Raw genomic sequence first — 13,283 nt, forward strand, 5'->3', positions numbered from 1 at the left:
TTCAATCGTTAATTCAAATTTTTTAATGCGGACCAGCGCGGGTCTATCGGTCTGTCGTCGTCAGGATCATCCGAATCATCATCGTCATCTCCTTCATCATCCCAGTCACCGCTGTCCTCATCGTCGTCCCAATCTTCGTCGTCTTCATCCCAATCGTCATCGTCTTCATCCGGCTGATTTGCATTTACAATATACTTGTTGTACAAATCCATCACTTCTTCGTTGCATTCTCCTTCCGGATGAATTCTTCGGGTCGGCAATGAGATGACCAATAACTCATAGATCGGTGCTGAAAGGTCCAGTTCATAGGATTCCGGGTGAAGAATAATCAAATTCTCGTCTTCGGAAACTTCTGTCCCAAACTTGTAAACAATGCGGTAGTCCCCGTGAACTTTTACTTCCATCGGATCATTGCAGCGATCACATGGAGTGGTAACAGTTCCTGAAAGCGAAAATTCCGCGATCATCATTGTTTCCTTTTTTTCAAATGCAAGTTCTACCAGAACATTTGCATCCTCAATCAGGGTGTTTTCAACACCTTCAAAGAACGTTTTGTCTATGTTGAATTCATAGCGATGCGTCCCTATTTTCAATCCTACAAATTGGATTATGAACTCTTTCGCAGATTTCTTCACTACACAAAAATTGGAGGGCAAAGGTAGAAAAAATAAACGAATTGATACGTATTCTCGATTTAATTCGTTTATTTTTTATTTTCTTACTCAATTTCATGTTGCCGGTCGCCTCTTTTCCGGTGATGTGCCGACTCCTGGATTTGCAACGGATTCGCAGCAATTTCCTTCAAAAACTTACGGGTATTGAAAATGTCGATTGCCAGGTAGATAGCGCTGCGCATCGATTGCGGATTTGCTTCGTTTTTCCCTGCAATGTCGAAGGCTGTACCGTGATCCGGAGAAGTTCTTACGATCGGTAATCCTGCTGTATAATTCACTCCATCTTCAAAAGCCAATGCTTTGAAGGCTGCCAATCCCTGGTCGTGGTACATGGCCAAAACGGCGTCGTACTGACCGCGGTTCGGGCTGCCGAAAAATCCGTCTGCCGGGAATGGGCCAAAGGCAAAAATATCTTCATTCCGGGCCATGTTGATTGCCGGTGTGATGGTTTCTGCTTCTTCATTTCCCATTTTTCCATTCTCGCTGGCATGTGGGTTCAACCCGAAAACTGCAATCTTCGGACGCTGGATGCCGAAATCTTTTTTCAGGCTGTTGTCCAATGCTTTGATCTTTGCCAGGATCTTTTCGCGGGTTAATGTGCCTGAAACGTCCTTTAACGGTACGTGTGTCGTTACCAAAGCTACGCGAAGCGAACCGCTGACCATCATCATCAATGCTTCGTCCATTCCTGCCAGATGTGCCAGGTATTCGGTATGTCCGGGGAATTGGAATCCGGCTTTCCCGATTGCTTCTTTGGAAATCGGGGCTGTTACCAATACGTCGATTTTCCCGGAGGCCAAGTCTTCGGTTGCTTTTTCCAGGGAAAGGAACGCATATTTTCCGCTTGCTTCGGTTCCTTTTCCCAAGTCGAACTGAACTTCCTCGTTCCAGACGTTGATAATGTTGATCTTGCGATTCACCGCTTCATTGGCGGTTTTGCAGGTCTGGTAATTGAATTCGGGTTCATTCATTGCTTTCTTATGAAAAGAAATGGTTTTGGAGGAAGCGTAAATAATGGGTGTGCAATCCAGTAACAAACGGTTGTCTGCCAATGATTTGATCACTACTTCCGGCCCGATACCATTAACGTCTCCGATGGAAATTCCTACTCGAATAGGAACTGCACGGCCTTCTTCTTTGATTTTCTCTTTTTCCATCTTATGCAAGGCGTTTTAAGAAGTTAATCATTAAACGGATTCCTGTTCCCGTTCCTCCAACACCTCTGTAATCCTGAGGTCTGTCAAGGAAAGCCGGTCCGGCGATATCCATGTGGATATACGGTGCTTTTACGAAGTGCTCGAGGAATTTTCCGGCGGTAATCATTCCGGCATAGCCGTTCCCAACGTTGTTCAAATCGGCAATTTTTGATTTCATATCGTCGTAATAGTCGTCCCAGAACGGGAATTCGACCATGCGTTCGTAGGTTTCCATTCCTGCTTCGTTGAGCATGGTGAAGTATTTTCTGTCAGCATTTCCCATCATAATCGCAGCGCGTGTCCCGATGGCGCGTGCAGCTGCTCCTGTTAAGGTGGCTGCGTCAATCACCAGTTCCGGTTTGAACTTATCGGAATAAGCCAATGCATCTGCCAGGATCATGCGGCCTTCTGCGTCGGTGTTTAACACTTCTACGGTTGTTCCGTCGTACATGGTAATGATGTCTCCCGGAGTATAAGCATTTAATCCTGGACGGTTGTCCGTTGCAGGAATCAACCCGATCAGGTGGATAGGAAGTTCCATCATGGCTGCTGCGTAAATGGTTCCGGCCATCATTGCGGCTCCTGCCATATCGGATTTCATGGCGTCCATAGAACCCGCAGTTGGTTTTAAGCTCAAACCTCCGGTGTCATATACCACTCCTTTTCCGACCAGAACAATTGGCTTTTTGTTGCTGGCTTTTTTGGGTTTGTATTCGATGATGGTAAATGTCGGCGGATCAACCGATCCTTTGTTTACGGCTAGCAATCCACCCATTTTCAGGGATTCGATCTTGGATTTTTCCAGGATCGTTACTGAAAACTGCGCTTCTTTTCCTTTTTCTTCGATAGCTTCTGCCAATTGCGTGGCATTCAACCCGGAAACGGGTTCGTTTACCAAATCGCGCGCCCAGAAAACGGCTTTCAGAGTTGCCGAAAGTTCTTCAATGGCCGAAGCAGTAATTTTTGCAGAAAAATCGATGGTTTCCAATGCGTATTTTTCCTTTTTTGCCTCTTTCCGGTATTTCAGGTACTGGTAACCCGAAAGTGCGAAACCTTCAGCCAGCAGAAGGCTGTTGTTTTTTCCTCCGTCAATGAAAATGCTTTTGACTTCTTTTGGCAAAGCAGTACGAAGTTTGTGCCCCATGATGCGCAATTTTTCATCGTTTGCCTGCTCTTTGATAAACACAAAGTGTTTCCCTTTCAGAGGAAGATGCAGGAATTGCAAATCGGCATTTTTGTGAAAGATTTCCAGTTCTTCGGCCACCGTTTTCGGCAGCCTGGTTTGCGTTTCAATCTTTTTCCCAACAAGGACAACGAGGCCTTCTTGCTGGTCGAACGCAGCGGATGTATTGAAATTCATATGATCGAAATTACGTGAGTCGTAAAGATAGCATACGAATTGCGAATTGCGGATGTTGAATTGCGAATTAAATTGATTTTGAAGGATTATTTTGGTTCCCGGTGTGACTGAGCTTCGGTCATTGGGCGTAGTCGAAATGTCGAAGTCGCCCGGAAACGCTCTTAATTATTTCTTCTGATTTTTCAGCTTTCTGTAACCGTAAACACCTGCAGGAACTAAAATCAAAAGCAATGGCCAGATGGAAAGCAATCCGAGGAAAAGCACCACGATCCCGGTCCATCCGTTTGCAATGGAATTTTTGGCTTTCTCCCAAAATCCCGGTTCTTCTGATGTCACAACCGGCTGGCTAACGGTTTTGTATAGTTCGATGTCGAGTGTGCTGTAACCGACCTGGTCATCCAAAAAATGGAGTCTTGCTTCCTGGCTTTCAATTTCCTCGATCAACGCCCGGATTTGTTCCTGGATCTGCAGGAGTTCATCCATGGTTTTAGCTTTCGTGAGGAAAGCTTCATAACGTGCCAGGTATGCTCTTTTGCTTTTTAGCCGTGCTTCCAGGTCTACATATTCCGCGCTGACATCATCGGTTTTGATGTTTTTGGATACGATTTCGTCCCCGCCACCCTGAATGGCCCGGAGCATCCGGTCGAAATTTTTTGCCGGAACACGAACCGTTAACGAGTAGCGGTATTCATAACCCGACTTACTGAATTGTTCATTGTCGTAATAACCGTCCAGGGATTTAATTGCCCAATCCAGGTGGGCTTTACTCTTTTCAATGTGCTTAGACTCTAGAATCAGGTTCCCGGTTTTGATCAGCTTTTTCTTTAAGGAAGATTCTTCCGTTTTTTTCTGTTGCACTTCGTCTGCAGAAGCGGTTGATTTTAAGCCGGAAGATTGCTCTTCGGATTGAATGGAAGAGGCGTTTCCCGATTCAGGTGAGTTTTTGGATTCCATGCTCTGCGAACAGGAAAAAATAAGCATCGGAATAGCAAATAGGCCGGCAAACAGGTACGGATTGATTGATCTTTTCATTTTTCAGGTATTAGTAACTTATTATACAAACGATTACTAATAAGGTTCAGGTTGGGGAGAAAAGAAATTTAATCCAGTTTGGAAACCTGCTGCCCGATTGTTTTAAACATCAGGATTGTTTTGTTCATATTTTCAATATCTACATCCTTCAAAAAGTTTGCATAAAACTCCTCAAAGTTCCTGTTGTAGTCGCTGCACAATTTTTTTCCTTTCTCAGTGAGCGAAATGATGTTGTTTCTCCGGTCTTTCGGGTCTTCTTTGCGGTGCAATAAACCTTTCAGGGAAAGTTTATGGATGATGGGTGTCAGATTGGCCTTGTTTTTTCGAACGCGGTCTGCAATTTCTTTTTGATTGATTTTTGAAGTCCGGGATAACACCATTAAAACTTCCAGCATTTCAACCGTAATTCCAAGGTCGTTGTTTTTGAGTTGTTTTTTGAAGTAAGCCTGAATAATGTGACGCATGTCTTTGATCGAATCAATGAGCTCGATCAATTTGGCCATATTGCTGTTTTCGATTTCAATCATAACTTGATTTTAGGTTTCAGTAAATTCAAAGTTACGACCAAAACAGTTATTCAAAGTAACTGTTACCTTGGGAATTAGTGAAGTGTATAACTTGTTTATTGATTGGTCGTCGGGGGAGAATTAAATAGCTCCCCCGACGCCGGATTTCTTTCGGAACAGGCTTATTCGCCGTAATTCATGTACATGTCTTCCTCCCCGTAATAGCCTTCCGGAGCTTCTCCGTTGTTCATGTTAATTCCGTAATATTTGCGTTTCAGTTCTTTCCCGATCTGGTAAGTAATAACACTCACGTCGAGTAGTTTTTCCTGGTAACTCAGGATGGCGTCCAGGTTTTCCAGGTTCGGGTTCAGGCAGATTTCGCTCATGTTCTTCACGCTGCCCAAATCACCTTTCAACCACCTTCCGTTGCGTTTTCCCATAACATATTCGCCCACCTGGCTCAGGTTGCCGCTTACATCATACAATTTCCAGATTCCGGTTGGTAAACCGTCCTTTACCCAGCCTTCATTCTGAATGGAACCGTTGTCGTAATAATTTTTTACATAGCCGTTTCTGCGGTGCTGAGTGGTGTCTTTTTCCCAGAAACAGTACAACATGCGTTCTTCGTTGTGATCGGTGTGGGAACAATCATATTTCTCGAATTTTTCAATGATCCAGCTTTTGCTTAACGGGTTATCGTGCTCATCCAGGTAATAAAGGATTCCCTTAGACTTGAACTTAATGCTGTCGTTGACGCTAATAATGGTATCGAAGTACTCCACTTCCATCAGTTTCTTCCCGTAATAATTGAAGTATTTCCAGCATCCGGTTTTGATTCCTTTTGAAATGGTTCCTGTGCGTGCAACGGTGTCGTTCGGATAGTACTTGGTGATGTGATAATCGATCCCGGTTTTGTTCACGAGACTTGGCCTTCCGTAGTACGGTTCGTAAAGGCCATAGTCTGAAAAACCTGCCTGGTAAATCAGCTGATCGATGCTGGAACTGTTGGTGATATCCGCAAAATTGAACGGAATGGAATCTCTCCAGTCGAATTCATAGCGCACACTTAATTCGTTTTCTTCCCAGATCTTTTCTTCAACAGGCTGGTTGTATTGGAATTTCACGTATTGGTATTTGAAACCAAGCGTGTCGTAAGCTTCGTAATCATCGATCGGCTGACCACCCAGGAAAAATCCTTTTTTAGCCAGTTTACCGTTTGAATGGTAAGCAACGGATTCTCCCTGCAAGGCTCCGTTTTTGAAGCTCAGGTCGAAGATCAGCACGGAATCTTTTTCGGGGTTGGTGAAATACGTTTTAACATTCCCGTCGATATAACCGTTCCGGTAATAAGATTGACTGAAAAACAGGCGGTTTCTTTTGAATTCAAGTCCTTCCTTGGCACCATCCACAAAGTTTGAATAGGTGAGGGTGTCGCCTTTCCAGTCCAGGGTTACATAAGCACCCGTCAAAGCTCCGTTTCTATAAGTGGATTTCGACTCCAGGTAATAAGTCTTTTTTAATGGATACTCCTCGTATTTGGAAAGCGGATCTTCGTAAGCATATAAAGCTTCTTCTTCGGTTTTTTTCGGTTTTGGTTTCGGAAGTACTACTCCATAATCAAAACTGTCTCCGTGCGCTTCGCCATCTTTGTATCCGATGGTTGACCGTACTTTCCCGAATTGATCTTTGTAGGTCCAGATGCCTTCTGATTTCCCGTTCAGGTACTTTCCTTCTGCACTGGTAAAGACGGATTCTCCTTCGGTGCGGACACTTCTTGCACCGTACAGTTCCTCATCTCCATAAACACGTCCGTCGAAGTTATACGGAGGGCGTTCGTAAAGCGCTGCGAATACACCATACAGGTTGGTGAAAAGAGCGGTTACCGCATGTGAAATTTGTCCTGAACCGGCAAATTCCGGAATGTAACCCAAAAGCAGGTCGTTTCTCTTTTTGGATTTCAAATGTGCCTTCACGGCTGCCTGGTACAATTTTAAATCCGTTTTACTGTCCGGAAGTGACAACTGAATGGATTTATCGGTTGCTTTTACACTGAAACTTCCGGTATTGTCGGTGAGTTTAAAGGTTCCTGTAAACGGCTTGCCATTCACCCAAAGTTCGTTGTCTTTTTCAACGGAGTATTTGTATTCCCAGTAGAAAGCCAGTTTTTCCAGCGGAATAGTATCCGACAAGCTTAATTTCCAGTATTCATCCAATGTTCCGTTCTGAATGGTTTTAAGCGTCATGTTTTTGTAATTCCAGGTTTTAACGGCATTCACGTTCATGTAATCTTCGGAGAAAACCACTTCCTGGGTGGAAACGGTATCGCCCATCAAATTTCGCTCGAAGACATTCAATGTCCGAGTTTCCGGGTAGAAGTAAGTTTGTTTGGCTACGGAAGAATCGACTTTGAATAGTTCTTCGATCAGCAGAATTCTTTCCGGCATGGTTCCCATGGTAATTTCCTTGTCTTCGGAATAGATCATGGTCGGATTGCCGTAGTTGCGGTCGTAATTTTTAGAATCAATCGTCACCATGTCCGGATTTCTCTGCGAAGGATTACTCAACAGGTTTCCCTTCGAATCGTGCCGGGTTTCGAAGTATTTCACCCCGTTGTAGTCGTAGAAACGTTGCACATATTGATTGGAATCTGCGATGAAAACCACTTCGTTTGCAATGGTGCCGTTGTCCCAGTAAACCGGCTCTTCCTTCAGTAATTTTCCGTCTTTTACTTCAAAGCGGTATTGCAATTGTCCGTTTTGGTAATAATGCTCGACCACTCCCTCATAAGCGTATAAATAACCCATGGAATCGATCAGGTCATTGAGCTTGTAGCGTTTTTTATTAACGTATTCGTAGTACTCGTTTTCATTGTAATCGAATCCCGGATCCATTTCCATTTCGGGTTCAAAATCGTAATAGTCGCCTTCGTACGCTTCTTCGCCTTCATAGCTTGTAAGGTTTTCTTCCGGTAATTCGATGTTGTCGGTTTCTTTTTCCACAATAGTCAGAAAACTGATGAAATCCGGGAAATCCGTTGCATATCCCATGTCGTATTCGCCCATTGCCGGTGCGGTACCGGAACTGTTTACCAATACGAGTGAATCTTCCCGGTTATAACCCATGAATTCATACGGTATAACGCTGTGGCGAATGATCGGCGATTTTCCTCTTTTTTGATCGCTTCGCAAAGTATACCGGTCGATCAGTATTTTGTCTTTTCCACGGGTAATAATCAGTTTCCCTTTTTTATCAACGCTTACCGTGGTTTTAAATTCATAGATCTCCCAGGTGCCGGAAGTTTGGTCGGCCAGGAAATTCCCGGAAGTCATCAATTCCTGGTTCTGGTAAACGGTGTAAGGGCCGTTTTTCATTCCGTCCTGGAAAGTATAGGTGATTTTCGTTGTGTCGTATGCTAATTTCTGAAAACGGCTTTCAATGGATTCTTTCGGATCGTAGGTGTAAGTTTCGTCGATTTTCTGAACATACTCGAATACGCGCCAGGTGCCTGTTTTTTCACTGTTCAGGTAATCTCCTGTTTTGACGATTTTTCCATCGGGTGTGAACCATGTGCTTTTTCCGGTGATCACGTTGTTTTTGATCGAAAAGAAAGCTGCTACAATATTGTTCTTAAAGCGCAATACACGTTTTGAAATGTAAGGGATATCGCGGTAATACATCACGTAATCTCCATCCGGAAGATTTACCAGGGCGGGAGTAGGATCGTTGCTGATGTTGTTATCTGTGGTAACGAGGAAATACGGGTATTTCTCCAAAACTTCTTCGAAATCTTTGATATACTTCTTATAAGACCGGGGAAATTTAATCGCCGCTTGTTTTTCCAGCGGTGAAATAACTTCTTCATGCACGGAAACTATTTTTTCGTTGCGATCGTCCCTTTGAATGACTTCTTTTTTGTCGGCAAAATTCAGGTAATAATCCTGCATTCCCTGAACTACCTGCTGATGAGGATAAACGTAATAGCTTTTACCTTCAATAGTAACCTTATCTGTTTGAGCATGTGCAAAAAGAGAAGTAAGAGAAAGAAGGATCATCGGAATGAATTTTCTTTCTAAGGCATTGTTGATCATGGAATTGAGGAATTTAATTTGATGCGAAATTAACGTAAATATTACGGATAATAAGAATAAGTGAACAATTCATGTGTCTGGTAATTGTTTACGCCTTCCGCATGTTCTTTTTTATGAATAATCTTTGTGGGCAACCGTTTGCTGTCATAATAAATGAACGATCTTACGGAAGTTACAAATGTTTCGTCGATAAAGGTCGAATCGATGTAGCCGTTAAAATGCCCTTTTTGGTAGTTGAAATAACGCTTTTTGAAGAACGGATAATCTTCGTTCGTAATCAGTTTCGGAAAGTTCGATTGAAAATATTCGTAATTGGAAATAGAGGTTTCCTTGACTTTATTTCTCACTTTATAGCGCTTCATCGGTTTATCGGGTGATCCCAGAATAACCCAGTCATTTGGAAGCGGGCTTGCAATGGAATCCACCGAAAGCGGCCCGAAGTATTTTTTGTTCAGTACGAAATGGATCAGGTCCATGTCGTTGGATGCCACAAACGAAGCATAATTGGCAGAAATCCGTGCTGCATCATACGTGAACGTATTGTTCTCAACCCCGTAGAGGTTGTCTTTTTGGATCGCTTCGCAGTAATTCAGCTGGCCCGGCTTGCCGATTTGAAAGGATTGGTTTGAAATCACAATTCCCTCGGAGAAATCAGTGATTTGAAGCTGAACCAATCTCCCCGATTGATTGAATGTGTATATGAGTGTTCGTTTCGGGAAGGTTTCATCTTCGGATTCCGGGTTGTAAATACTCGTGTCGGAAATGACTCCTTTGAATGAGGTAACGGTTAATTGCCGGATTTTTTGTCGGGCAATGATGCTGTCATTGAACCAAAACGGAAAATTGATCAGGGAAGACACTTCTTCCTGGAAATAAAGCGGGTGAATCAGATCGGCAACAATTTCGGATTTCCGGACCTCAACTTTCTTCTTTTGTGCACAGCTGGAAAGTAAAAATCCGGATAAAATCAACAGGTAAACAAGGGTTCGCTTCATCCAATTAAAAGTAATCTTTTTTTCAATAATGAAAACGTTCCCGTAAAATTCCTGAAAGAAAAGAAATAAGGAGATGTCACGTGTTATTTGCGGGATGAAACCTCCTTATTTTCAGCCGGATTATACTGCCGTATAACCTCCGTCAGCGATAAAGTAGCTTCCGGTAGTGAATGAGGACTTGTCGGAACTTAGGAAAGTAACCAGGTCGGCAACTTCCTGGGGTGTTCCCAAACGGTTCATGCTTGCTTTGGATGAAATGTATGTCAGGGCATCTTTATCCAGGTTTGCCGTCAATAAAGGCGTTTCAATGTAACCTGGCCCGACAGCGTTACAGCGGATATTTTTCTGACCATATTCTGCCGCGATGTTTTTGGTCAATCCGACAACTCCGTGCTTGGAAGCGGTATAAGCCGGACTGTTTGGTGCTGCAACTGTTCCATGAATGGACGCAATGTTAACGATATTTCCGCCACCGTTTTTCTCCATTTGTTCCAGCTGATAACGGCATGCGTAAAAAACACCGCTTAAGTTCAGTGCAATTACTTTGTCCCAGCCCTCAATCGGGTATTCACCGGTTGGAAGTGCCGGGCCACCGATTCCGGCATTGTTGCAGGCAATGTCCAATCTTCCGTACTTAGCTACGGTTTCATCCACGAACCGCTTGTTGTCTTCCGCTTTGCTGGAATCACCGGCCATAAAGAATGCTTCGCCTCCGGAATCAGTAATTGCTTTAACGGTTTCCATACCATGAGCTTCATTGATATCAGCAATTGCTACTTTGGCTCCTTCTTTTGCGTAGGTTTCTGCGATTGCCCGCCCGATTCCTGAGCCACCTCCTGAAACGAAAGCGACTTTTCCTTCTAATAAAGACATAATTTAAAGGTTTAAATGTTTCCCATAAATTTAATTTGTGCGAACCTGGATTGCAATTAAATTGAACAAACTTTACAGAAGTTTAACAAATTATTACCCGGGTAAATTTCTGATTGCCGGTTTTCTTTTTGAAAACAATCGTTAAGAGCGACAAAAGCTTTCACGAACGGAAGATTCTTTTTCCGTAACTTTGCAGCATGGATATTGAAAGACCGATAACAGACTGGTTGCCACTTACTAAGAAAGAAGTTGAAAAAAGAGGTTGGGACGAGCTCGATGTTGTCCTGATTTCCGGTGATGCGTATGTAGATCACCCGGCTTTCGGTACGGCAGTTATCGGACGGATTATCGAAAGTGAAGGCTTTAAGATCGGTGTGATAGCGCAGCCAAACTGGAGAGACGATTTACGTGATTTCAAGAAACTGGGTAAACCCAAATATTTCTTCGGTGTAACGGCAGGTTGTATGGATTCGATGGTGAATCACTATACGGCCGGAAAACGTTTGCGCTCCACGGATGCGTACACTCCGGGAGGTGTTTCCGGTTTTCGCCCGGATTACGCCACGACGGTTTACACCAAAATCCTGAAAGAACTGTATCCGGATGTTCCGGTGCTGATCGGTGGCATTGAAGCGTCACTGAGAAGAGTCACGCATTACGATTACTGGAAGAACGAACTGATGCCATCCATTTTGGTGGATTCCGGGGCGGATTTGCTGGTCTATGGAATGGGTGAACAGCCTTTGCGTGATTTACTCCGTTTGTTGAAAAAAGGAGTTCCGTTCAGTTCATTGACTACGATCAACCAGGTGGCATTTATCCAGGATTCCTCCAAAGAATTACCGAAAAACAAGCAATGGGAAACGGTTGAACTGGCGAGCCATGAAGTTTGCAAGAAAGATAAACTGGCCTATGCAGCCAATTTCAAGATTGTTGAGGTGGAATCCAATAAACTGAAGGCGAATCGCATTACACAGCAAATCGGTTCACAGACTTTGGTGATCAATCCGCCGTACCGAACCATGACCGAAAAGGAAATGGACCAGTCATTCGACATGCCGTATACGCGTTTGCCGCATCCGAAATACAAGAAGCGCGGAGCAATTCCTGCTTACGAAATGATCAAGTTTTCGATCAATATGCACCGGGGTTGTTTCGGAGGTTGCAGTTTTTGTACGATTTCCGCCCACCAGGGGAAATTCATTGCTTCCCGCTCTGAAAAAAGCATTCTGAACGAAATCGATGAGGTGGTAAAACACCCGGAATTTAAAGGCTATTTGTCGGATATCGGTGGTCCTTCCGCAAACATGTACCGCATGAAAGGAAAGGTGGAGGCAATCTGCGAACGTTGCTCAAGTCCGAGTTGTATTCACCCGGTGATTTGCAACAACCTGGATACTTCTCACAAGGCAATGACCGATTTGTATCGCAAGATCGACGCACATCCGAAGATTAAAAAAGCCTTTGTGGGCTCAGGAATCCGCTACGATTTGCTGGTAGATGATTTCAATAAAAATAACGAGGACGGTAATCACGATGAGTACATCGAGCAGTTGATTACACGGCACGTAAGCGGCCGGTTAAAAGTTGCTCCGGAACACACTTCCGATGCCACTTTGAGAGTCATGCGCAAGCCGTCGTTCAAGTATTTCCACAAATTCAAAGAGAAGTACGACCGTATTTCGCAAAAGAACCAACTGAACCAGCCGTTGATTCCTTACTTCATTTCTTCCCACCCGGGTTGTGAGGAAGCGGATATGGCAAACCTGGCAGCAGAAACAAAAGACATGGGCTTCCAGCTGGAACAGGTACAGGATTTCACACCGACACCGATGACCGTTTCAGAAGTGATTTATTACACAGGAGTTCATCCGTATACGCTGAAACCTATTTATACGGCAAAAGGTGCTGATGAAAAGAAAAATCAGAATCGCTTTTTCTTCTGGTACAAGCGGGAAAACCGGGATTGGATCAAGGATCGTTTGACAAAGGCTAAAAGACCGGAGCTAATCTCCCAGTTATTGGGAGATCAACCCAGCCAAACTATGAATAGTGGTAAAAGAAATAGCGGCAATTCTTCGAAATCCGGCGCTAATGTACCTAATTGGTTGAGTGAGCGCAGGAAGAAAAAGTAAGCAACAGGCCGCGTATAAACTCAGTGAAAGTGGAAGTGGTAATTTCTTTACGACCTGTTGCTATAATATTTTTGTCATTAGCCTGCCATGTTGCGCGAAGACCAAACCTGCAGCAATGATTTGTTCATGTGTAAGTAACTTTCGATAGCAGCTATCGAAGAACCGACCTTCGATATACAATAAAGCAACTCTTCTTCAGAACACTTCAATTCACCACTCCAATAGGTAATATTCACTTTACTGTGAATGTCTACTCTCGGTTTGTTTATTAGTTCGTGTAACATCTCAAACAATGAATTAATTTCTTTTTGTTGAAGCAAATGTATGTGCCGGATTCGAACCAAACAACCGTATTTTTACGGAAAATGCATTGCGGAAAACCACATTTTTTTCGGTTTGTGAAAATTTTAATGCCATTAAAATC

The 13,283-nt window shown here is 43.6% G+C and carries 10 protein-coding genes; 1 reads left to right on the forward strand and 9 read right to left on the reverse strand.

Annotation, left to right across the window (positions count from 1 at the left end):
• Nucleotides 1–8 precede the first annotated feature (8 nt).
• From ABDW02_RS14640 to ABDW02_RS14675, 8 genes are all read right to left on the reverse strand, one after another.
• The gene (locus ABDW02_RS14640) at nucleotides 9–593 is read right to left on the reverse strand and encodes a DUF177 domain-containing protein (RefSeq protein ID WP_343635708.1); all 585 of its coding nucleotides are present in this window, start codon (nucleotides 591–593) and stop codon (nucleotides 9–11) included.
• Between the two features lie 125 nt (nucleotides 594–718).
• A complete protein-coding gene (gene pdxA, locus ABDW02_RS14645; RefSeq protein ID WP_343635710.1) occupies nucleotides 719–1,831 on the reverse strand; it encodes a 4-hydroxythreonine-4-phosphate dehydrogenase PdxA in 1,113 nt (370 codons plus the stop codon).
• A gap of 1 nt (nucleotide 1,832) precedes the next feature.
• On the reverse strand, nucleotides 1,833–3,230 hold the full coding sequence (locus ABDW02_RS14650) for a leucyl aminopeptidase family protein (protein WP_343635712.1): 1,398 nt from the start codon (nucleotides 3,228–3,230) through the stop codon (nucleotides 1,833–1,835).
• Nucleotides 3,231–3,395: 165 nt separating this feature from the next.
• Complete coding sequence (locus ABDW02_RS14655) at nucleotides 3,396–4,262, reverse strand: DUF4349 domain-containing protein (RefSeq protein ID WP_343635714.1); 867 nt, start codon at nucleotides 4,260–4,262, stop codon at nucleotides 3,396–3,398.
• Between the two features lie 68 nt (nucleotides 4,263–4,330).
• Nucleotides 4,331–4,789, reverse strand: a complete 459-nt coding sequence (locus tag ABDW02_RS14660; RefSeq protein WP_343635716.1) for a MarR family transcriptional regulator — start codon at nucleotides 4,787–4,789, stop codon at nucleotides 4,331–4,333.
• 161 nt (nucleotides 4,790–4,950) lie between these two features.
• A complete protein-coding gene (locus tag ABDW02_RS14665; RefSeq protein ID WP_343635718.1) occupies nucleotides 4,951–8,820 on the reverse strand; it encodes a hypothetical protein in 3,870 nt (1,289 codons plus the stop codon).
• 77 nt (nucleotides 8,821–8,897) lie between these two features.
• Complete coding sequence (locus tag ABDW02_RS14670) at nucleotides 8,898–9,851, reverse strand: hypothetical protein (RefSeq protein WP_343635720.1); 954 nt, start codon at nucleotides 9,849–9,851, stop codon at nucleotides 8,898–8,900.
• A gap of 120 nt (nucleotides 9,852–9,971) precedes the next feature.
• Nucleotides 9,972–10,724, reverse strand: a complete 753-nt coding sequence (locus tag ABDW02_RS14675; RefSeq protein ID WP_343635722.1) for an SDR family oxidoreductase — start codon at nucleotides 10,722–10,724, stop codon at nucleotides 9,972–9,974.
• Between the two features lie 197 nt (nucleotides 10,725–10,921).
• Between ABDW02_RS14675 and ABDW02_RS14680 the strand changes: the two genes are divergently transcribed.
• Nucleotides 10,922–12,859: a YgiQ family radical SAM protein gene (locus ABDW02_RS14680; RefSeq protein ID WP_343635724.1), complete on the forward strand. Its 1,938-nt coding sequence runs from the start codon at nucleotides 10,922–10,924 to the stop codon at nucleotides 12,857–12,859.
• Between the two features lie 77 nt (nucleotides 12,860–12,936).
• Here ABDW02_RS14680 and ABDW02_RS14685 read toward each other — a convergent pair whose 3' ends face one another.
• Entirely contained in the window at nucleotides 12,937–13,143 is a 207-nt protein-coding gene (locus ABDW02_RS14685; protein ID WP_343635726.1) for a DUF3606 domain-containing protein, read from the reverse strand.
• Nucleotides 13,144–13,283: the final 140 nt, after the last annotated feature.

Origin of the sequence: Fluviicola sp. (assembly GCF_039596395.1) — a bacterium.
Taxonomy (GTDB): domain Bacteria; phylum Bacteroidota; class Bacteroidia; order Flavobacteriales_D; family Crocinitomicaceae; genus Fluviicola.